We start from the raw sequence: 21,210 nt of genomic DNA on the forward strand, positions 1-21,210 counted from the left end.
TCCTTTCTGGAAGGGTCCTAGAGGAGCTTGAGGGTGGTGACGGCCCAGGGGCCGAGGTGGACGGGGCCGTCGAGCTCGCCGAGCTCCGTCTCGTCGGCGCGGCACACCACGATCCGGCCGGGGTGGCGCAGGTGTGCCTCACCGCCCCGGCCCGACAGGTCCTGGAGGCGGACGAGCAGCCCGGTGCGGTCGCGTGGCTCGGCGACGGTCGCGGCGGCCCAGTCCGGCAGGCCGAGATCGAGCAGGCTCGCCGCGGGGGCATCGAGCGGGCGGGGCCCGGTGTCGAACTTGTCGAGCCTGGTCACCTCCGACACCATGGGCGCGGCACGGAGCTCGCGGCCCAGCCGGCCGGCGGCCACCGGGTCGAAGGCCCGCAGGGGGCGGAAGGCGTAGCGGAGGGTCAGCGTGCCGTCCTGCTCCGGCGGGGTGTTGGTGGGCCAGTAGTTGTTCATGACCCACGAGTGGAGTGCGCCGCTCGCGGGGGCGAAGCGCTCGGGCCAGGCGCCGCGCACGATGTCCCCGGCGGTGAACAGCGGCGCGTCGGCCGAGGCCCACACCACGGCGCCGGACGGGGAGCTGACGACGACGCCGTACTGGGTGGTGAACCACTCCTGGCACGCGCCCGGAGCGTGGTCGGCGGCGGGGTCGATCCAGCCCTGCTGGCGGTCGTAGCAGAAGCGCGGCTCCTCGTGCGCGAACGGGAAGGTGACGTAGACCGACTCCTTGGCGGGCTCGCGCTCCTTCTCCAGGCGCACGAGCACGTCCACGCGGTCGTCGGCGTCCCTGAGCAGGATGTCCACCTCGACGTGCGGCAGGCTGGGCGCGCTGCCCACCGCCCGCACGCGCCAGCCGTCGTACGTGCGGCGCAGCCCGACGGGGCGCATGGCCGCCGGGAAGACGTCCAGCTCCGGAGGGACGGCGTGCGGGCGGCGGCCGTCCAGGGAGGTGCGGGGCACGGGCGGGTGGTGGTGCGGCTCGCCGGCGTGCCCGGTGACGACGCGGGTGGAAGGGCCGTTGCGGACGTAGCGGACCTGGCCGAGGGGGCCGTCGAGCAGCGGCCGTCCGGTGGGCCGGTGGGTGAGGGCGAGCAGCGCGCCGGTCGCGGGATCGAGCTCGGCCTCCCAGAGGGGGGTGACCAGGCGCGGCGGAACCGGCTGCCAGTCCTGCTCATGGGCGAGCCCGGTGGCGCGGCGGCCGTCCTCCTCGCCCGGCGCGAGCGCGGCCGGGTCGGGCAGCGGGATCGTGCGGTAGCCGAAGGCGGGCACGCCGGCCACCGTCATGCGGTAGCGGCGCAGGCCGGCGCAGTCGGACAACACCTCGGCGGGCAGCGGGGGCGGCGCGGTGGACTCGTACTCGACCTCCACGTCCCGCGTCCAGCTCAGCGGGTTGTGGACGAGCAACGCCGGGCCCCGGGTGGTGACCAGCTCGCCGAGCTGGCTCAGCGCCCTGCGGCCCTCGTCCACGGCGGTGCGCAGGGCGGTGTGCACCTGGTGGCGCTTCCAGTCGAGCTGGTCGCCGACCTGCTCGCCGTGGGGGTGGGCGAGCGCGTGTGACCAGGTCCAGGTGTGCTCGGCGCCGAACAGCGCGCCCTCCCATGCGGCGTCCAGCGCCTCCCGGTGGGGGCGGTAGGCCGGTTCGGTCCGCGCGACCAGGGCGGCCAGCCCCTCGGTGGCGGGCAGCGCGCTCTGTGCCCGCCGGTGCTCGGCGACCACGGTGGCGCCGGTGCCGACGCCGTCCTCCCAGTAGCTGCCGCCGTCGCCGCGCCACACGGGCAGCCGGTCGGCCAGGGGGCGGACCGCGTCCAGGTAGCCGGCCATCGTGGAGACGACGATGCGGGGATGGGCGTAGACGGCGTTCCAGCGGGCGGCGAAGCCGGCGTCGCCGTCGGCGAGGTCCTCGTTGTCGGCGTGGGTGCCGATGATCGCCAGGTCGTGCGGCAGGTAGTCGGGGCGTTCGTAGCGGGCCAGCAGGCGGCACAGGGAGTGGGCGCCGCCTTCGACGGTCTGCGGGTCGCCCACCATGAAGCGGAGCTGCGAGTAGGTGTCGGAGAAGTGCGTGAGCACGCGGGAGCCGTCCACGCCCTCCCACATGACGGGGCTGAGCAGGTGCTGCGTGTCGCTGTCGGCGTTGCCGCCGCGGTGGTGGTTCTCGATGCCGACGAAGCCGTCGATGCCGAGCGCGGCCAGGATCGAGGGCAGGGCCGCGCTGTAGGAGGGCACGTCGGTGAGGTTGGCGTACGTGACGGGCACGCCGTGCTCGTCACGCAGCCGTGCCGCCAGGTAGGCCGCCCGGTAGATCTCCTCCAGCGAGGCCACCCCGGACAGGAAGAGGCTGTGGAAGGCGTTGACCGCGATGCGGCCGTCCCGCAGCGCCTGGAGCACGCGCCCCGCGCTCTTGTCCGAGCGGGTGGCCAGGTACTGGGCCAGCACCAGCGAGCCGTCCACGGAGAAGGCGAAGCCGGGGTCGCGGTCGAGGGCGGCCACCGCGCGGTCGAGGTTGCGGCTGTGCAGCTCCAGCACCTTGCCCTGGGTGTCGGTGTAGCCGACGTCGAGGTGCACGTGCGGGATGAGGTGCAGCGTCCACTTGCGGGCGGGGGTGAGGGTGAACGTCACGGGGTCGCCGCCGTCCACCGTCACCTCGGCCGGGCCGCGCGCCTCGGGGACGGGGAAGCGCACGCGGGCCTGGCCGAAGTCGCGTCCCGGCAGGTCGAAGCCGTGGGTACGGCCGGCGAGGCGGACCCGCGCGCGGCGGGCGGGCAGGGGCACGGTGAGCTCGACCAGCTCGCGGCCGTCGTGCAGGTAGAGCGGCGTGACGCGCAGCTCGGGCCCGGGCGGCGGCGCCGCCGCGGGTTCGAGGGTGATGGAGCGCCAGGTGATGCCGCTGCCGAAGTGGTGCCCGAACTGCTCGCGGTGCCGGGCCGGGCCCGGCTCCGGGATCGTGACGGGTCCGGTGGCGGCCTCGCGGTCCAGGGTGGTGGTGATGGCCAGGACGTGCTCGCCCGGCGGGAGCATGGAGCCGGGGATCGGCACGTCCAGCCGGACCTCGCCGGCGATGGGGCCGTGCCGGTAGACCTCGGCGCGGTCCTCGCGCCGCACCTCGGGGTGGACGAGCCCGCGGTGCGCGCCGTCGATCTCGAGCTCCAGGTCGGGGCAGGGGCCGTGCCCGGCCGTGAACCGCAGCCGCAGCGACCACCGCTCGCGGGACTCGCCCACGTGCAGTGGCAGCTCGATCCGGTGCGGCCGCCGGCCGGCGGCGGCGTCGAGCGGTCCCGGCTGGAACGGCGGGTCGGGGATCATGGCGCCGCCTCCGGGCCGGACGGAAATGCGGCGCGGATCATGGGGCGGGCTCCAGGCCGGACGGAAATGCGGCGCGGATCATGGCGTGGGCTCCAGGTCGGGCAGGGAGAGCACGCTGCCGTGCTCTTCCAGAGCGGCGGCCAGGTCGGGGTAGCGGTAGTCCTGCACGGCCTGCCCGGTGCGCAGGGACTGGGCGGCCAGCTCGCCCGCGGCCTCGCCGAGCATGCCGTAGTTCGGCTCCATGCGGGCCGACAGGCAGGCGACGTGGCTGGCGGAGAAGCAGACGGGCACGGCCACGTTCTCAATCCCTCCGCGGGCGGGGAACAGGCACTCGGCGGGGATCTGGTAGAGGTCGGCCGGCTCGTTGTACTCGGTGCCGCTGGGCGGCCCCTCCCCCACGATCGTGTGCTCCCCCTCCGGGTAGAGCTGGACGATGTGGCAGTCGATGCCGTACTTCCAGCAGCACACCGGCGTCGCCTTCGTGTTGCCGGGTATGCGCAGGTCGTGCTGGGTGAGGACGTACTGGCCGATCATGCGGCGGCCCTCGCGGACGTACAGGGCATGCGGGAAGCCGGCGCCGTACGGGCTGTCGGCGAACTCGTCGGCCGGCAGCCCGAACGCCCGCGTGTCGGCGCGGAACGACTCCGGCAGCGACGGGTCGTTGGCCAGCCAGTAGAGCATGCCCTGGTGCCAGCGCACGTGCTCGGCGATGACCTCCTCGCGCCGGGCCCAGGTGCCGTCCGGGTAGTCCCACGACGCGCCCGGCAGGTCGAAGCCGATGAACAGCGCCTGGTTGGTCTGGTACTTGTCGCCGGGCGGCAGCAGGGCCGTGTGCGTGACGATGTCGGACAGGCCGGTGATGCCGCGCCGGGTGATGAGCTGGCCGAGCAGGCCGTACAGGGCCGGGTCGTACCCGTCGGGCCTGGGGAAGGGCAGCCGGTCGGCCGCCTTGGACAACACGCCGCGGAAGTTGTACGCCTGCGTCCTGGCGTCGCCCTCGCCCGGCGGCTCGGCCGGGGGCGGGCCCACCGGGTAGCCGGCGTTGGGCGCGAACTCGCTGCGGCGCAGCGCCCGGTGCGGCAGCACGCCGGCGAACGGCTCGTCGTAGCGGGAGCGGGGTTCCCGCCCGTACGTGTACGGCACGCCGGCGGCGGCCATGAGGTCGCCCTCGTAGGAGGCGTCGATGAAGAAGCGGGCCCGCCGGCCGAGCACCGCCTGGATGCGGCGGCCCCGCGTCTCGACGTCGGCCGGGCCGTGGATGCGGGCGCCGGTCACCACCTGCGCGCCCGCCTCGGCCAGCAGCCGCAGGGCGACCCGCTCGGCGACCTTGGGCTCGAAGCGGTAGCGGGGCTCGGCGGCGCCGTACTCGTGGCCGATGCCGCCGAAGAAGCGGTCGCGGGTGAGCCCGGCCAGGGCCTCGATGACGTTCGGCGGGTCGCTCTTGACCAGCCCGCCGGCCACGATGCCCCCCACGTGCCCGGTCGGCTCCAGGATCAGGCTGCTCAGGCCGCGCAGGCGCAGCCGCAGCGCGGCCATGATCCCGGCGAGCGTCGCACCGTAGATGACGACGTCGTGCTGCTCCACGGGCGGGCTCATGCGCGCCGCTCGGGCAGGACGTAGGTGGGGGTGGCGTTCTTGCGGGCCTGCGAGGGCCGCATGACGGCGATCTCCTCCGGCCAGGCCACGGGCACGCCGAGAGTGCCGGTGAGCAGCCGCTGCAGGTCCTCGGTCAGGGTCGTGGAGTCGGCCACGGCGTGCGGCTCGGTGCCGCGGCTCAGGCAGAGCGCCGACAGCGCGCCGACGGCCTCGCCGATGCTCCACTCCACCGGGTGCAGCCGGTAGCTGCCGTTGGTGATGTGGGTGGTGCCGATGTTCTTGTTGGCCGGCAGCAGGTTGCGCATCCGGACCGGGACGAGCGCGCCCAGCGGGAGCTGGAAGGGGTAGACCTCCAGGTTGACGTAGTTGATGCCGGCCGTGCTCGGATGCAGGTCGATGTTGTAGTGGCCGACGCCCACCGAGTCGGCGAACCGCTCGGCCCCCGCCCCCTCGGGACGGTCCACGACCGCGATGTGCTGCTCCAGCACCGTGAAGCGGGCCCTGATGCGGCGCGACTCACGGATGTAGGCGGCCTTCGCCATCCCGTCGGCCGTGCCGGTCAGGTCGGGACGCAGCCGCAGCCCCGGATAGCCGTGCCCGCCGTCGGGCCGCGGCGCCTCGGTCTGCATCCAGTGCAGGTACGACAGCGACAGCTCCTTGCACCGCTGCAGCGCCTTCTCGCGGTCGGCGCCGGGGCCGAGCAGCGGCGCCTCCCAGTAGTCGATGTTGGGCCAGTTCACCAGCGTGATGTCGGTGTCGATGAGCGCGCGGTCGAACTGGGTGCGGGCCCGGATGCGGCGGAAGTGCCACAGGTCGGCCAGGCTCACGGCGTCCATGTCGCCTTCGAAGATGCGGTTGACCCGGCCCTTCATGGTGTGGATGTCGATCTTCTCCCAGGAGAGCTGCGGGCCCGGCCAGAAGGGGTCGACGTGGTTCTTCCAGTGGTCGTAGGAGGCCGGCTTGTCGATGACGTGCTCCTCGCCGGGCCGGTACTCCAGCGGGAAGCACCAGGTGATCGCCTGCTGGTCGGTGGGGTCGGCCACCGGGGCGGCGTACGGCTCGCCGGTCTCCTCCTGCGACTCGGCGCCGATGACGTGCTCGGTGCCGGTGAGCTCCAGCAGGTCGCCCAGCTCGGTGGCGTCGGCGACCAGCGGGGCGGTGACCGTGGTCAGCTCGCCGGTGCGGGTACTGCGCAGGGTCACGGAGGTCACCCGGTCACCGTCGGTCCCGGCGGTGACCGGGACGGTGTCGAGCAGCACGGTGATCCGGCCCGCGGAGACGTACGGCATGAGCATCTCTTCCAGGGCCGCCAGCGCGACCCGGGGCTCGACGCAGAGCTTGCTCACGTTGCCGAGGCCGGGGTTGAGCACGTCCTGCGCGGCCACCTCGGGCAGGAGCGGGTAGTTGCGCCGGTAGTAGTCGCGGATGCGATGGCGCAACTCGCGGTAGCCGGAGGACACGTGCGGCGTCTCGATCCACGGGTGCTCGTCCGACGGCACGGCCTGCGCGGTGAGCTGACCGCCCAGCCAGTCCGTCTCCTCGGTCAGCAGCACCCGGTGGCCCAGGCGGGCCGCCGTCAGCGCGGCCGCCACCCCTCCGAGCCCGCCACCTACCACTAACAGGTCAACATTCAGCTCAATCATTGCTAATTTGCCAGCCTTCTCTGCACCAGGTCCGCAGGTTTCGCACATGTTAAGCCGCAGGCGAATCGGGATGTCAACAGCTAATAGAAATGCAAATATCAGCACTGGACATCCTCTCTATTACTGATGCAGAATCGGGGCATGTCGCGATCAAGGGGGAGAGGGCCCAGCCAGGCGGACATCGCACGGGAGGCGGGCGTGTCGCAGTCGACCGTCTCGATGGTGCTGACCGGCTCGGGCGACCTCGGCCGCATCTCGGCCGAGACGCAGCGCAAGGTGCTCAGGGCCGCCCGGCAGCTCAAATACGTCTCGGCGGGCCAGCAACGCGGGGCGGCCGGCGGGCGCCAGGCGCCGCTTCTGCTCGGCGTGCACACCTTCGAGCCGATCTTCCCGACCAGCGCCAGGGACTACTACTTCGAGTTCCTCCAGGGCATCGAGGAGCAGGCCGGGATCGAGGGCTGCAACCTCGTCCTGTTCACCGCGGCCCCGAACGAGGACGGCGTGCGCCGCCTCTACAGCGGCTCGGCGAACGGGCTGCGCCAGGCCAACGGCAGCCTGCTGCTCGGCCACCACACCCACAGGGAGGACCTCACGCGGCTGGCCGCCGACCGGCACCCGTTCGTCTACATCGGCCACCGCGAGGTCCCCGGCACGGAGATCTCCTACGTCGGCGGCGACTACCGGGCCGCCACCGGCCGGATCGTCGACGACCTGGTCGCTCTGGGCCACCGCACCTTCGCCTACCTGGGCGAGGCCAAGCGCGACGAGCCGCAGACCGACCGGTGGGAGGGTTTCCACGCGGCTCTGGAGCGGTTCGGGCTGCCCGTGCCCAAGCCGCTCTTCACCCGCCCCGACGACCTGACCGCCCAGTGGCTGGACCAGGCCGTGCGCGACGGCGCCACCGCCGTCCTGGTCGAGGCGGTCAGCCTGGTCCGGGTGCTGGTCGCCATGGCGAGGCTGCGCGGCCTCGCCATCCCGGGCGACCTGTCGCTGGTGCTGCTCGTGGACGACCCCGCAGGCGAGTCGGGCCTCGACCCGCTCGCCACGCTGCGCATCCCCCGCAACGCCATGGGGCGCCGCGCGGTCAGCCTCCTGACCTCGCAGATCACCGACCCGGTCGGCGAGTACGAGCGGCAGATCCTGCTGCCGTGCACCCACACGCTCGAGGGCACCGTCGCCCCTCCCCGCGTAACGGCGTAGCGTCACCGCTCGGCAAGGCTCCGCGCCCGTACTCGGGGGTCAGGAGCACCGAGCGGCGCGGCGCTCCAGGCGAGAGAGCTCGGGGACCCCGCCCGCCGCCGGCGGCGGGTCCATCCGCGCCACAGCGTCCCTTCACGGGAGGCAGCGCGCCCGCACCAGGTCAGAGCCTTCCAGATTCACGCACGGGGCCCAGCAGGAGCCAGGCGGAGGACAGGATCGCGGCGGCGGCCCACAGGGTGGCGTCCACCCCGGCGAGCTGGCCCAGCACGCCGCCCAGGCCGGCGCCGACCGCGAGCGCGCCGGTGAACAGGAAGCGCATGGTCGCGGTCATCCGGCCAAGGAGGTGCTCGGGGGTGACGCGGGTGCGATAGCTCACCTTCAGGACGTTGCCGGCGCCCGACTTGGACATGGTGAGCGCCCACGCCGCGCCCGCCACCCAGACGGACTCGTCCACGAGGGGCAGCAGCAGGGCGCAGGGCGCGACGGCGCTGCTCCACCAGATGGCCCGGCGCTCGCCCAGCCGGCAGCCCAGCCGCGGTGCGACGGCCGAGCCGAGGAGATAGCCGGCGCCGCCGGCCGCGAGGAACAACCCGAGCACGAGCTCCGGCTGCCCGAACCGGGCGACGAACACGATGGGCAACATGACCTGCACCATCATGGAGGCGCAGTTGCCCAATGACCCCTCGAACGCGATCAGCCGCAGGTGCGGGTGACCGAAGACGAGCCGCAGGCCCTCACCGATCTCGTGCCGCAAGGAGGTGCGCGGGCCCCGGGAGGGCGCCGGCTCGGCGAACCGGATCCGGGCCAGGCAGAAGGCCGACCACAGATAGGAGGCGGCGGTGACGCCCAGCGCCATGGGCGCGCTCACCACCGCGACCAGAAACCCTCCGAGGCTACGACCGGCGACCTGGTTGACCCCGTCGAGGCTGACCAATGCCGAGGTGGCCCGGGTCAGGCGCTCCTTGCCGACGAGGGCGGGCAGGAAGCTCATGGCGGCCACGTCGCCGAAGACCGTGGCGATCCCGGTCACCAGCACGACGACGTACAGCTGCCCCAGCGTGAGCACGCCGCACGCCTGCGCCACGGGCACCGAGACCAGCGACGCGGCGCGGACCAGGTCCGCGGTCACCATGAGAGGACGCTTGCGCAGCCGGTCCACCCACGCGCCCGCGGGCAGGCCGATGACCAGGAAGGCGCAGGTGTTCAGCATCCCGAGCACGCCCGTCTCGAGCGGTGAGGCGGCCAGCACGGCCACACCCGTCAGCGGGACCGCCAGCGAGCTGACGGACACCCCCAGCTTGGCTCCGGCGTCCGCACCGTACAACCATCGAAAATCCTTCGTCATGACCCACGACAGTCGCCGCGCCCGCTCACGAGCGCCACGAATTCAGCCCTGGCTAAACTCAACGGGTGCTGGAGCTGTCGTTCACCGCGGTAGACGTCGCCTACACCCGATTTGCGATCTCCCCGCTCTGGGAGGCCGTCGCCGGGGCACGACTGATCAAGCAGCCGCACCCTCTCTACGGGCCCTGGCTCGACGAGGTACGACCCCGCCTGCACGGCATCCGCTGGGAGCTGTTGGACGCGCTCATCCCGCCACGCGGGCTGCCCGCCTTCCTGGCGCCGCCCCCAGCGGTGGCCGTCCCGGACCTCGACCTCGAGCTCGCCACCCTGCGCGCCACCCCGCCCGAGACCCTCGCCACCGACCTGGCCTGGCTGCCGCCCTCGCCCGCGACCGCCCTGCTGGACGAGGACCCCGATCGCGGGCTGGCCCTGCTGGCCGACCAGATCGCCGCGTTCTGGGAGACGGCGCTGGCACCGTACTGGCCGAAGATCCGCGCCCTGCTCGAAGGAGACCTGCTCTATCGCGCCAGGCAGCTGGCGGACGGCGGCGCGCACCGGCTCCTCAACACTCTCGACCCCACAGTCGAGTGGTCGGAGGACACGCTGCGCGTCCAGCACCGCTACTGCACAGCGCTACGAGCGCTGCGAGGCCGCGGGCTCCTGCTCGTGCCATCGGCCTTCACCTGGCCGAACGTCTGGTCGATCACCACCGCGCCCTGGCAGCCCACCCTGCGCTACGGGACCCGGGGCATCGCCACCCTCTGGGAACGGCGCTCCGCGTCCGTGCCGCAGGCGCTGGCCGCGGCTCTCGGCCGCACCCGCGCGCTGCTGCTCACCGAACTCGCCACCCCCGCATCCACCACCGACCTCAGCGCGCGCCTCGGCCTGACCAAGGGAGGCGTCTCACAACACCTCACCGTGCTGCGTGACGCCGGTTTCGTCAGCGCTCACCGCACGGGCCGCTTCGTCCTGTACGCCCGGACCGGCATCGGCGAAGCGCTCTGCCGGCAGCAGTGACGAACTTCGACTACGGATACTTCTCAGGTTCAAGGGGTCGTCGCAACACTGCTGCTCAGCAGCGAGTCCAGGTGATCGTTGAAGGCCTCGGCAGGGGTCCTCCAGCCGAGGCTCTTGCGGGGGCGGGCGTTGAGCACCGCTGCGACTGCAGCGATGTCGCCGGCGCTCCAGCGGGACAAGCCGGTGCCCTTCGGGAAGTACTGGCGCAGTAGGCCGTTCGTGTTCTCGTCCGTGGCGCGCTGCCAAGGGCTGTGAGGATCGGCGAAGAAGACCGGGACGCCTCGCTCGGTGATGCCGATACGCGCGGCCAGATCACGGACCCGCGCCTCGGGTCGCGGGCGACCTCGATCAGCACTCGGGCATGGTGGGTGAGGAAGGTCCACGTCGGTGGGCGGTCTTCCGCTGTGCTCACAACCTGTACGCCTTCGTCGCCAGATGCGGCGAAGTGCACGGAACGGAGACACCTCGCTGCCTCTGGACCATATGACGAACTGGCTTTCCTGCACCAAAGTTACGTGGTGATCATCGTGGCCGGCGAGCTGGACGTCACCACCTCCCAGGAGCTGGAGACCTACCTCGACCTGGTACGCCGCAGCCTGGACGACCACCTCGTCGTCGACGCCGGCCGCCTGTCCTTCCTGGGCAGCTCCGGCCTGACCGTGCTGCTGGCCGCCGCGATCCTCGCCCAGGCCCGCGGCGCCGCCGTCCACCTCGTCGGGCTGCAACCCCGGGTGGCCCGGAGATCACCGGCGCCATCATCGCTGTCGTCGATCTGCATGCCGACGGGCAGGTCGTGCGGGTCGAGTACGCGACCACCTACCTACAGAAATGGGCGGTTGTTGACGCCAATGGAGCCCGCTGGGGCTGCGGAAACCGACTTCACCATGATCAGCCGCATCACCGTCTTCACATTGTCCCAGGACCTTCCTCGGCCGACAGGAGATACATGAAGATCAGCTTGATATTGGTCGTGCCGCTGGTGGCTGTGGTGCTGGCCGCGTGCGGCACCTCAGCCCCGGCCTCGGCGCCGGCCGATCAGCGGGAGGCGGCCCTGAAGTTCGCCCAGTGGATGCGCGAGCATAGCGTCGACATGGCGGAGAGCGTGAAGTACGCCGCCAGCGTCCTCGCCCGCAAGACTGAAGCATCCGAGGTGCCGCCGGCGCCCGTGGCGCGTGCATGACGAACCGCGGGCGAGAGGGTACCAGGTCAGCGGAACTTGGTGGTCACGGTGGAGGGCGCCGGTGCCTTGACCGACACCTTGCTGCCCCATCCCGTGTAGCGGCTGTCCACAGTGCTGGTGTAGGTCGTCCCGTCCTCGGTCAGCGCGTAGGTGGATCGCACCCGGCTGACCAGACCCGCCGGGGACACAGTGAGCGTGTAGGAGATCTTCATGCCGTCGTGCTCGTTGCCGATCCTGGCGGCGGACACCCAGGCCGAGACCGCCTTGAGCTCCTTGACGGTGATCGAGCCGGAGACGGCGCCGTCCTTGGTCGTGCCGTTCTTGAGCAACCGGGCCAGGGTCTTGGGTTCGGCCGGGTTGATGAACTGTGACCACGAGTCGGGCATGCCGCGGTTCTTTTCCTTGTACCAGGTCTTGCCCTCGGGCAGCAGGCCGGCGATCAGGTCGCCGGAGTAGTAGCCGGTCTTGCCGATGCCGATGACGCGTTGCTGTCTGTCGCCGTCCTTGAGGGTGATGTCGAAGGCGGCGACGTCCTTCTTGCCGAACTGGAAGACACCCTGCAGGTCGCGGGCGCCCCGCTCATCGGTGCCGTCCGTCCAGGTGACGCTGCCGGTGAACCGCACGCCGTGGCCGAGCGCGATCACCGCGTTCAGGGCCTTGATCGGGTTCTTGGGCGCCGCCTGTGCGGGCAGCGCGGGCACGGTCAGCGCGGCCAGTGCCGCCATGGCGAGGAGTGCTTGTTTCATGCCAGGTGATCATGCCGGACAGCGGCGACAACCTGGGGCCCTCGATCGTCGGCGTCCCCGCATCGTTATCCGGATGATGCCGGTCACGCGGCGGAGAGCACCACTGCACTCGACGCGCCGGCCGTCCGGCGCGGCAGGGCGTGGACAGTGTCGAGGGCGGGCGTAGCGCTCCCCCTCCCCCGCCGCAGCCGTGACCATCGGTGCCCTACTGGGCGTCGTAGTACTCGGCGGCGTCGTCCTGGAGACGGACGGCGAACTGGACGAGGTGGTCGGGCAGGGCGTCCGGGGCGAAGGACCCGACCCCCCTCTGCCCGTCGGGCCCTTCGCCGTCTTGGTCTATGCCATGTCCACACTCAACGGATGTAGAGGCTGAGCCCGAGCGAGCCCGACTTGGTCTCGCCCGGGTGGACGATCGTCGTCTGGTACCCCCGGCAGTCGTAGTCGGAGAAGACATAGGCGCGCTGGTCGGTGTTGTTCGTGACCTGGATGAGGTCGTAGCCGTCTTCTTGTTGGAGGCAGCCCTCTGACGGGTCTTCATGCACCTGGACGAAGTTGATGATGAGGGTTCCGGTGGCGGCCTGGGCGGTGGCGGCGAAGGGGAAGCTGAGCAGGGTGGCCGCCGCTACGACACCGAGGGTGTGGACGAGGCGAGACATAAGTTCTCTTTCGGTGGAGGTGAATAGGGGTTAGTGGGGGATTTCCATCAACGACATGTCACTCATCGTAATCTTTAGCTACTTAGAGCTAGCGATTCGGTGACTTATGCCTGCATGCGCTCTGTACGGGGCCGCGGGTGACTAGAAATTGGGCACTCCCGTGGCGGCGTGCAAACGGGCAGGCTCAGCCCCATTCCCAAGGACCCGAGCCCTCGGCATCTTGCCGTCGTCCGCGAGCCCAGGCGGACCGGCCCGAGTACGTCACTGTCCGCGCTCGCCCTCGCCGGTCGGTCGGCGGGAATGGCTCTGCCGGCGTGGCCGGCCGGCACGTGACAGGCGGCGTTCGAGGTTGCCCAGGTACTCGGTGCGCTGTCGCACGTCAGCGGTGTGATCTGCCCGACGAGCACCACGCGGCTCAGGGGCGGAAGGTGGACCGCCGCACGGCGCCCATCTCCGTTGTGGGCGGAGTCCCGGCCACCACGTACGAACCCACCAGAGCTGCCGCTTCGACGGCAGAACGCGAACCCATCCTGCTCCTCGCATGGGTGCCGTCCAGGGCGGGGGCCGGAAAGAGATCGGCCCCCAGGCGGACGGCGCACCAGCGGACGGCGGTCGGAACACCCCTTTGCGAAATAGTCTGCGCGGAGATAATCTTCGCGTAGGCTAACTGGAGGGACAGAACATGTGGGAGTACGAGCACCACGTCGAGACCGCCGCGAGCCCCGAGAGGCTCTGGCGCATCTGGTCGGACATGAACGCCTGGCCCCAGTGGAACGACGGGATCGCCAAGATGGAGGTCGAGGGGCCGTTCGAGGTCGGCACGTCGTTCACGATGACCTCGCCGGAGGGCGAGGCGATCTCGATGCGGCTGGTGGAGATCGTGTCCGGGCGGGTGTTCACCGACGAGATGGACGCGGGTGACTTCCTCGTCACCACCAGGCACCGGCTGGACCCGCTGCCCGGCGGCGGCACCCGGGTGACCTACCGGACCGAGATCACCGGGGCGGCCGCCGACCAGGTCGGGCCCGAGCTGGGGCCGCAGATCACGGCCGACTTCCCCGACGTGCTGGCCGCGCTGGTACGCCGGGCGGAGGGCTGAGGCGTGGCCCTGGAGCCGGGCCGGAGCCCAGGGTTCCTGCTGTGGCACGTAACGCTGCGCTGGCAGCGGGAGATCGCCGCCGTCCTGGCCCCGCTGGACCTCACCCACGTGCAGTTCGTGCTGTTGGCCACCACCTGGTGGCTGAACAGCCACGGACAGAGCCCGAACCAGCTCAGCCTGGCCGGCGCGGCGGGCACCGATGTGAAAATGACCTCACAGGTGCTGCGCAGGCTGGAGGACAAGGGGCTGATCCAGCGTCAGGTGGACAGGTCCGACACCAGGGCCAGGCTGCTGCGGGTCACGGAACGGGGCGGGCAGCTCGCTCAGGAGGCGATCGAGGCGGTCGAGGCGGCCGACCGCGCCTTCTTCGGCTCCACCACCGACTCGGCGCTGATCTCGACCCTGCGCCGTCTTGCCGGGCACGACCCGGACTGACCCGGCGCACGGGTTCCGCCGGCCCTGCCGCGACTCCCCGCGATCCCGGACAGCCTCGAATGGTTCATCTCAGCCCCCAGCACACTCTTGCGCCGGCTCCTTGCGGCCATCCTCATGGAGTCCGGGGCGGGGATGCCGCGACGCCGGCTGGGCCAGCGCCTCCGCGCCCGGCCCCGGCCCAAGGAGGAGGGCCCCAGCCGCCCGCGGCCGTGCTGCTCCACCGCATCGCCGATCCCACAGGTGCGGCTCGACCGGCTGCGCGCCGAAGGAGTCCCGGTCAAGGATGAGGGCACCGCCCGGCTGTCCCCACTTGGCCACGCCCGCCTCAACGTCCTGGGTCGTTACTCCATCGCTGCCCCGGCCGAAGGCCTGCGGCAGCTCGGCGACATCCCGACATCCCCGGCGACGGCGGCGTGGAGGAGGAGGTATAGACCCCAGGGACCCGGCGATCTTGTACGGAGTCGCAGGACGGCGAGTTCGTATGACGCAGCTGCACATGACAACGTCGACGGCGGCCGCGGGCAGCGGGAGGGCCCTGGGGCGCAGCAGAGCTGACGCACACCTCCCAGGCCGACGTGTGCGGTCAAGCACTTTCCTGCGGGGCCAGCCACCGATATCGGTGCCGCCTCCTGGCCGAGCCAGCCGTTCACGCTGGCCTAGCGCTCGCGTCCCTCCCCCTGGTCGGCATCGCGGGCCATCAGCTCATGCATCCAGCTTTCGGCGTCCGCGTGACTCATTCCCGTCTCGCCACGGATGAGCAAGATCGCCCGCTCCGTGTGCCCTGCGTCAACGAGCGCACCGACGCGGTCGGCAAGCTGATCGTCAGGCCATGGGTCGCCGTTCGTACGGATGCGCGCGGCGGCGAGCATGTTGACGACGTGTCGTTCTGCCGCTTCGAACTCGAGACCGGTGTCCTCCTGGATGACCCGGGCCGCGTCCGCCGTCCTGCCCTCGCCAAGGAGAACCAACGCACGAGCCCGCGTCTCCTCCGGAAGCGGCATGGGCAATCCAAATTGCCGCCAGGGCCACTGATCTGGAGCCTGTGCCGGAGACGGAGCCGATCGGCGCCCGAGTCTGGAGAGCACGATGAGCGTCCCTAAGCTCGCGAAGGTCGTGAGCACGGCCAGCCATTCGAGCCAGTCGATGACCCCCATGCCGCGATCGTACCTCTCGGAACGGAAGGCGTGCCGTGTGTCGTTCGGTGTCATCCGACGGCTCAGTCCATCCGGCCAGACGCGCGGCCCGGCGCGTTACGCCTGGCCGGTGCCGCCGGCCTCACCCAAGCCATCCGCCCTATCTCCCGCGACGCCACACCAGCTCGCCATTCTCGGCTTCACATGATCAGAGAACCGGACAAATATCCACTACGGCAAAGCCCCGGTGCGGAGGCGCTTGTGGCGCGCGGTGCCGCAGCTGTGAGCAACCTCGCGGCTGGCATCAGCAGGGTCTGAAGCTGACGTTCATCGTTGACACCTGGGTCTCCGGCCACTATGGAGATCCTCTACGTCGAACCCGAGTCCCCCGCTCGATCGTGAGGCCATGGCGCGCGCCCGCGGCGGATTGTCGGAGCAGATCAAGGGCTTCGTCACCAACGATGGAGTACGTTCGCAGGGAGAGCGGGCTACTCATCGATGGCGTCGGTGTCCCCGAGATCCGCACCAAGACGAGGGGAAGACACGCTCTTGTCGTCGTGCGCGGCTACCACTATAAAGACGACCCTGCGGCCCTACATGCGGGAACGCCGCCCAGTCCTCATCGGTGTTGACAGCGGCGGATGCCCTGATGGAGCAGGCTACCTGCCCGATCTGATCGTCGGCGACTTCGACTCGATCTCCTCCACAGCGATCACATGCGGCGCCGAACTCTTGGTGCATGCCTTTCGCGATGGCCGCGCGCCAGGGCTGTAGCGAGTCAAGGAAGCAGGGGTGGAGGCCGTGCCCTTCCCCGCAGCCGCAATGAGCGAAGACATTGCCCTACGGCCTGGTAGACGCCAAGGGAGCCGACCTCATCGTCGCCGTCGGCACGCATCTGACCCTCGAGGAGTTCCTCGACAAAAACCGTGCCGGAATGGCCAGCACGTTGCTCACCAGACTTCGCGTCGGCAGCAAGACCGACCCGACCTCGTTTCCCGACTCCGGCTCCTACGTCGTGCCTGGCGCCCTCGCCCCGGTGATGATTGATCGACAGCATGACCGCGGAGAGTTGGTGGAACCGAACGTTTGGGTGCAGCACCGCTGAATTCTTTCGAGTAGTGGTCCTGACTCTCTCCTACGAAGCCGCACTGCCCCTGCTCGCCCGGGCCCGCACTGCCCTGGCTGCAGCCGTCGCCGCCGACCGAGCGGCCGGCGCCACCTGGAACGAGATCGCCGCCGTACTGGATGTCAGCCCTCACACCGCCGCACGCCGCTATCGCACCTGACCACGGCGCTCAACCTCACCTCTGTTGGCGTCACGAATCAGAAGGCCGGTCATCTCCATGGCGAGAACGACGGCGGTATCTATGCGCCAGGGACTCGATCGTGAACGCAAGAAGAACGAGCATGACACCCAGGACGAGCCAGTGCTCAACCCACTGAGTGACGACACCCCATCCCCATGCCTTGACGGCCAGGCTTTGCGGGTTGCCCGCGACGATGCCGACGATGTGCGTGAACACGATCCAGGCGGCGGCGACTGCCGTCAGCCAGCTGATCCAGGCGGGGGATCGATCCGCCCCGATAGCGTTGCCCCTGCGTACGTGTGCGCGCGTCGCGCTAAGTAAATTTCGATCTGCCATGAGATCAATATGGCACCTCACCTTTCCGGCAAAAAAGGGGCGGTCGGTGGCGGGTTCGCAGATAAGCTCCAAGCTTGTTCTTCAACCTCCGGATTGTTGTAGGGCTGCGACGGTGCGGCCGCGTTTGACGGTCTTGCCGACGTCGTAGCGTGGCGCGGGCCGTCGGTTGGGGATGCCGGGCGGGCGTCCCGGGCCACGTCTGGAGGGTTTGGGCGCGCTGGCCGGTTGAGCGAGGTCGGTGGGCTCAGGCGCACATTCCGTGAGCCGTCGGTCAGGTAGATCACGGTTCGAGTGTTCTGGCCGGTAGCTGACTTCTTGATCAGCAGCATCGCCGTGTGTCGATCAAGGAGCTGCTGACTGTCTTCTTGCCTCATCTGGCTCATGTGTGCGTTGACCAGGTGTTTCATACTGGCGCATCGGTGCGGATCAAGGCCAGGACCATGGCGATCGGGGCGGACTGTCCCAGCTGTGGGACACCGTCACGGCGCAAGCACAGCCACTACGAGCGATGCCTGATGCGGCAGGCGCACCTTCGCCGAGCAAGTGCCGGGCCTGACCGTCCGCTATGGCCGTCGCAGCGTCGTGGCCGACCAGGCGCTGCGGGGAATTGCGCCGAACGCTGGGCGGCCGTGCCGGTGCGCGCCTGGCCGCACGTCTGGCCGTGGCGGTCAGCCGGATGACGCTGATCCGGCTGATCCGCGCCCTGCCCGAGCCCTCGCTCTAGGCCGGCCCGGCCGCGTTGGGCGTGGACGACTTCGCCCTGACACCCCGGTGTGGAGATCGTGTGCCGCGACCGTGCCGGTGCCTATGCCGACGGCGCCGGCCGTGGAGCATCTGAGGCGATCCAGGTTGCTGATCGCTGGCACATTTAGAGCAATCTCGGCGCGGGCCGTCGAACGGACTGTCGCCACGCACCGCCAGCACCGGCAGGCCATCATCAGCCCCGTCCCGGCGCTGCAGTCCGGTCCCCGCCACGGCGCTCTTACACCACCTCCACCTGACGCCGAACCGCCTCGCACGCCGGAGACCAGGCAAGATCGGGTAGCGCCCCGCACCCGTGAACGGCATGCCGCCATCCACGAGCTGCTTGTCCAGGGCCAGTCCCTCCGTGAGATAGCCCGCCAGCTGGATCTCGGCAGCAACACCGTCCGCCGCTTCGCCCGCGCGACCTCGCCCGAAGAACTGCTCGTCCATGCTGGCACCGGTCAGCAGCCCAAGAGTCTGAAAAGCTTCGACGCCTACCTGCGCCAGCGCTGGGCCGACGGCTGCACCAACGCCGAACAGCTCTACCGCGAACTACGCGCTCGCGGCTGTCGCGGCAGCACGGTGGCCCGCCAGTACATGCGGCCGTGGCGGACCGCTCTTCCTGCCGAGCCGCCACCGCAGCGACCCCCGACGGTGCGGCAGGCCGCCAGCTGGTTCCTGCGCAACCCCGCCAACCTCGGCCCCGGCGAACAGCGCCAGCTCGACGCGCTCTGTGCCGCCGGCTCTCAGCTTGCCGCTCTGCGCGATCATGCCCGTCACTTCGCTGATGTCCGGAATTCGCGAGTGGTGGGGGCGAGCGTGCGGCAGACTCAGCGTTTCAAAGAACTACTCACCGATTTTCCCCAATTTCGATGGTCCTGGATGGGATCGGCCGTTTCCATGCTGAGCAGCCGCACGATCGGCGTCACCTATCCCCTGCTCGCCTACCAGCTCACGCAGTCGGCGGTCTGGGTCGGCTGGGGATGTTCGCCTCTACCGCGCCGGCCCTGCTCACGCACATCCCGGCCGGCACGGTCATCGACCGGTTCGGGCCGCTGCGGGTGATGGTGTTCGGCGAGGTCGTGCGGGGTGGGCTCGTCGCCGGGCTCTGTGCGCTGCTGTTCCTGCAGACCTTGACGATCGAGCATCTCGTGCTCGCCGCGCTGGTCGAGGGGGCGCTGTCGGTGATCTCGTCAGTCGCCGAGATCACCTCATCCCGACCACGGTGAAGCCGGACAAGGTGGAGACGGCGTTCGCCTTGCACGAGGGATCGGCCCAGGGCATGGTGCTGGCGGGCCGGCCCCTGGCCGGATTGCTGTTCGGAATAGGGCCGCCATTCTCCTTCGTCGCCAATGCCGCCCTGTTCTTCTATGCCGCGTTCCTGCTGCGCCGCCTCCCTACCGACATCGCCACCGCTGGAAGGCCACACGGAAAACTCCTGGTGGAGGTCAGGACCGGCCTGGCCGAGCTGTGGAAGGACCGCTTCCTGCGGTCCGCGACGCTGGTCACCGCGTTCATCAATCTCTTGGTGCAGGGCCTGATCGTGGTCTTCCTCACGCAGGCGATCGACGAGCGCCTGCCCACCGTCCTCGTGGGTACCGTGCTCGCGATGTCCGGCGTCGGCGGCATCGTCGGCGCCCTGATGTCGCCCCGGCGGCAACGCATCTGGCAGCGGCTCAAGGAGGCGGCCTCCCGGCGGCCCTGGCTCGCCACCGTGAACCGGCGGCAGGACTGCTCCATCATGCTGGTCCACCTGTGGTCGTGCACCCTCGCCCTCGCGCTGCCCCTGCTCTTCGCCACGATGCCGCTGTCGTTCGCACTCTCCCTGCTGGCGATCGGGCTGACCGGCGGGCTGAGCAATGTCACCATGCGCACCGCGCTCAGCCGGGTGCCGGCCGACCGGAGGGCGCGCGTGGCCGGCGTCTCCCGTCTCGGCACCTACAGCGCGGTCGTCGTCGGCCCGCTGCTGACGAGCCTCCTCATCCAGCGGGTCGAGCCCCTTCGTCGCGCTGCTCACCCTGTGCGCGCCCGCGGCAGCGCTGGCCGCGGTCATGACCACCGTCCCGATGCTGCGCGGCACGCTGACCTTGGTCGTGGGCCTCAGCGTCGCCCGGTCACCGCGGCGCGGCCATGACCTTATTGATCACGGTTCACACGGCCAGGGCCGCTAACAGCCGTGGCGCCCGGGCTCACCCGCCCCGTAGGTGAGCACGGAGGCGAGGGCCGGCCCGGGTGCGGCGCGCCGCCCGGCGGCGGGCCCGGCCATCATGTCCCCAGGCACTGACAACGCGGGCGGGGGCACGGACCCGTTCGAGCAGTGCCTTCACGAGGCCTCCGTGGCCAGGTCCTCGGCGAACGCGCGAAGCCGGGCGTACTGGGCGGCGAGCGCATGCTCGTCCGTCCCCAGCGGGTCCTTGAAGAAGAAGCCGAGGTCGGCCAGGACGCCGTGCCGGCCGCGCTCGTGCGCGCGGGCCACCAGCCGGGCCAGGTCCAGGACGAGAGGCGCGGCGAGCGCCGAGTCGCAGCCCTGCCAGGTGAACTGGAGGCTCATGCGCACGCCGAGGAAGCCCTCGAAGGTCACGTGGTCCCAGGCGGTCTTCCACTCTCCGAGATCCTCGACGTAGTCGATGTGCGTCTCTCCTTCGACGGGTGTGCCGAGGATCCCGGTGACGGCACGGTCCTTGGAGAGCGTCTTGCTCGCCCGGGCCGCCGGGTCGGCGAGGGTGGCGCCGTCTCCCCCGCCGAGCAGGTTGAGCCCGGACCACGAGCGGACCCGCAGCGACCGTTGCGCGAACATGGGGGCGAGGGCGCTTTTGACCAGGGTCTCGCCGGTCTTCGCGTCGCGCCCGGCGTACGGCACGGCGCGCAGCTCGGCGAGCTCGGCGAGGGCCGGCAGAGTGGGCCCGGGCGACGGGGTGAACTCCACGTAGCCGCAGCCGGCGCGGAACGCCGCGTAGGCGTAGAGGGAGCTCGTCGGCAGCACGTCGTCGCCCGCGTCGAGCCGCTCCTCGAGGTCGGCGAGGCTCTGGAACTCCGGGCGCGGGGTGGCGGGGGGCTCGGTGGAGGAGACGTTGACGACGACCACCCGGTCGAGCCGGTGCCGGTCGCGGAAGCCGGCGATGTCGCCGGCCAGGCGGGCCGCGGCTGCCGCCTGGGTGTCGCCGCCGGGAGCATGGCCCGGCCTGATCTCCGCGTCGGCGGCGTCGAGATCCTGGCCGAGCAGTCCTGGCAGGCCCGCCGGCACGACGCCCGCCTTGCTGAGCTGTTCGGCGCGCTTCCGCAGGGGGATTTCGGTGATGTCGTGGCCGCCGAAGAGCAGGCCGGCGATGGGAACCAGACCTCCGGGAAAGTCCGGGGACTCGGTGACGCACGCCTGGGCGGGTAAGACGCCCGCCTTGACCGCGGCGGCACCGATGGTCGCGGTGGTCGCCACGGATCCGCGTGCTCCGATGAACCAGACACCGACCTTGCGCATGGG

At 70.7% G+C, this 21,210-nt stretch carries 18 protein-coding genes and 2 pseudogenes; 10 read left to right on the plus strand and 10 right to left on the minus strand.

Annotated elements, in window-relative coordinates; genetic code table 11:
* Positions 1–17: 17 nt before the first annotated feature.
* From KIS93_RS60565 to KIS93_RS60575, 3 genes are all read right to left on the minus strand, one after another.
* On the minus strand, positions 18–3,296 hold the full coding sequence (locus tag KIS93_RS60565) for a glycoside hydrolase family 38 N-terminal domain-containing protein (RefSeq protein ID WP_080038489.1): 3,279 nt from the start codon (positions 3,294–3,296) through the stop codon (positions 18–20).
* A 78-nt stretch (positions 3,297–3,374) separates the two neighbouring features.
* Entirely contained in the window at positions 3,375–4,892 is a 1,518-nt protein-coding gene (locus KIS93_RS60570; protein WP_080038488.1) for an FAD-dependent oxidoreductase, read from the minus strand.
* A complete protein-coding gene (locus KIS93_RS60575) occupies positions 4,889–6,535 on the minus strand; it encodes an FAD-dependent oxidoreductase (protein WP_080038487.1) in 1,647 nt (548 codons plus the stop codon). Before KIS93_RS60575 ends, KIS93_RS60570 begins: the two co-directional genes overlap by 4 nt.
* Positions 6,536–6,676: 141 nt before the next feature.
* Here KIS93_RS60575 and KIS93_RS60580 point away from each other — a divergent pair, with 141 nt between their 5' ends.
* Positions 6,677–7,735 carry a LacI family DNA-binding transcriptional regulator gene (locus KIS93_RS60580; protein ID WP_268966951.1) on the plus strand — a complete coding sequence of 353 codons (1,059 nt, stop codon included), beginning with the start codon at positions 6,677–6,679 and terminating at the stop codon, positions 7,733–7,735.
* A gap of 160 nt (positions 7,736–7,895) precedes the next feature.
* Here KIS93_RS60580 and KIS93_RS60585 read toward each other — a convergent pair whose 3' ends face one another.
* Positions 7,896–9,080: an MFS transporter gene (locus KIS93_RS60585; RefSeq protein ID WP_080038485.1), complete on the minus strand. Its 1,185-nt coding sequence runs from the start codon at positions 9,078–9,080 to the stop codon at positions 7,896–7,898.
* Positions 9,081–9,145: 65 nt separating this feature from the next.
* Between KIS93_RS60585 and KIS93_RS60590 the strand changes: the two genes are divergently transcribed.
* A complete protein-coding gene (locus KIS93_RS60590) occupies positions 9,146–10,096 on the plus strand; it encodes an ArsR/SmtB family transcription factor (protein WP_080038484.1) in 951 nt (316 codons plus the stop codon).
* A gap of 29 nt (positions 10,097–10,125) precedes the next feature.
* Here KIS93_RS60590 and KIS93_RS60595 read toward each other — a convergent pair.
* Positions 10,126–10,383: pseudogene (locus KIS93_RS60595) on the minus strand (transposase); the annotation flags it as partial.
* 228 nt (positions 10,384–10,611) lie between these two features.
* Between KIS93_RS60595 and KIS93_RS60600 the strand changes: the two are divergent.
* Both KIS93_RS60600 and KIS93_RS60605 read left to right on the plus strand, forming a co-directional pair.
* Positions 10,612–11,046 carry an STAS domain-containing protein gene (locus KIS93_RS60600; RefSeq protein WP_196223986.1) on the plus strand — a complete coding sequence of 145 codons (435 nt, stop codon included), beginning with the start codon at positions 10,612–10,614 and terminating at the stop codon, positions 11,044–11,046.
* Positions 11,043–11,276 (plus strand): hypothetical protein, encoded by a 234-nt coding sequence (locus tag KIS93_RS60605; protein WP_080038483.1) that lies wholly within the window; start codon positions 11,043–11,045, stop codon positions 11,274–11,276. Before KIS93_RS60600 ends, KIS93_RS60605 begins: the two co-directional genes overlap by 4 nt.
* A 26-nt stretch (positions 11,277–11,302) precedes the next feature.
* On the opposite strand, the gene KIS93_RS60610 is transcribed toward KIS93_RS60605, so the two are convergent.
* Positions 11,303–12,022, minus strand: coding sequence for a hypothetical protein (locus KIS93_RS60610; protein WP_155127033.1), 720 nt, complete (start codon positions 12,020–12,022; stop codon positions 11,303–11,305).
* A gap of 353 nt (positions 12,023–12,375) precedes the next feature.
* Positions 12,376–12,678: a hypothetical protein gene (locus KIS93_RS60615; RefSeq protein ID WP_080038481.1), complete on the minus strand. Its 303-nt coding sequence runs from the start codon at positions 12,676–12,678 to the stop codon at positions 12,376–12,378.
* A gap of 682 nt (positions 12,679–13,360) precedes the next feature.
* On the opposite strand from KIS93_RS60615, the gene KIS93_RS60620 reads away from it, so the two are divergent.
* Both KIS93_RS60620 and KIS93_RS60625 read left to right on the plus strand, forming a co-directional pair.
* Positions 13,361–13,777, plus strand: a complete 417-nt coding sequence (locus tag KIS93_RS60620; RefSeq protein ID WP_080038480.1) for an SRPBCC family protein — start codon at positions 13,361–13,363, stop codon at positions 13,775–13,777.
* 3 nt (positions 13,778–13,780) lie between these two features.
* Positions 13,781–14,212, plus strand: coding sequence for a MarR family winged helix-turn-helix transcriptional regulator (locus KIS93_RS60625; protein ID WP_080038479.1), 432 nt, complete (start codon positions 13,781–13,783; stop codon positions 14,210–14,212).
* Positions 14,213–14,868: 656 nt separating this feature from the next.
* On the opposite strand, the gene KIS93_RS60630 is transcribed toward KIS93_RS60625, so the two are convergent.
* On the minus strand, positions 14,869–15,366 hold the full coding sequence (locus KIS93_RS60630; RefSeq protein WP_080038478.1) for a hypothetical protein: 498 nt from the start codon (positions 15,364–15,366) through the stop codon (positions 14,869–14,871).
* Between the two features lie 382 nt (positions 15,367–15,748).
* Between KIS93_RS60630 and steA the strand changes: the two are divergent.
* Positions 15,749–16,321: pseudogene (gene steA / locus KIS93_RS67060) on the plus strand (putative cytokinetic ring protein SteA); the annotation flags it as partial.
* A gap of 340 nt (positions 16,322–16,661) precedes the next feature.
* Here the strand turns inward: steA and KIS93_RS60645 are convergent.
* A complete protein-coding gene (locus KIS93_RS60645) occupies positions 16,662–16,988 on the minus strand; it encodes a hypothetical protein (protein ID WP_155127028.1) in 327 nt (108 codons plus the stop codon).
* A gap of 849 nt (positions 16,989–17,837) precedes the next feature.
* Between KIS93_RS60645 and KIS93_RS60650 the strand changes: the two genes are divergently transcribed.
* From KIS93_RS60650 to KIS93_RS60660, 3 genes are read left to right on the plus strand one after another with little or no spacing between them, the layout of a single operon-like run.
* Positions 17,838–18,797: a hypothetical protein gene (locus tag KIS93_RS60650; protein WP_155127025.1), complete on the plus strand. Its 960-nt coding sequence runs from the start codon at positions 17,838–17,840 to the stop codon at positions 18,795–18,797.
* Complete coding sequence (locus KIS93_RS60655; RefSeq protein ID WP_186405147.1) at positions 18,797–18,961, plus strand: hypothetical protein; 165 nt, start codon at positions 18,797–18,799, stop codon at positions 18,959–18,961. Before KIS93_RS60650 ends, KIS93_RS60655 begins: the two co-directional genes overlap by 1 nt.
* Positions 18,958–19,866: an MFS transporter gene (locus KIS93_RS60660; protein WP_155127022.1), complete on the plus strand. Its 909-nt coding sequence runs from the start codon at positions 18,958–18,960 to the stop codon at positions 19,864–19,866. Before KIS93_RS60655 ends, KIS93_RS60660 begins: the two co-directional genes overlap by 4 nt.
* 189 nt (positions 19,867–20,055) lie before the next feature.
* Here KIS93_RS60660 and KIS93_RS60665 read toward each other — a convergent pair whose 3' ends face one another.
* Positions 20,056–21,207, minus strand: a complete 1,152-nt coding sequence (locus KIS93_RS60665) for an inositol-3-phosphate synthase (RefSeq protein WP_080038475.1) — start codon at positions 21,205–21,207, stop codon at positions 20,056–20,058.
* Positions 21,208–21,210: the final 3 nt, after the last annotated feature.

Source organism: [Actinomadura] parvosata subsp. kistnae, from assembly GCF_900323885.1.
Taxonomy (GTDB): domain Bacteria; phylum Actinomycetota; class Actinomycetes; order Streptosporangiales; family Streptosporangiaceae; genus Nonomuraea; species Nonomuraea composti.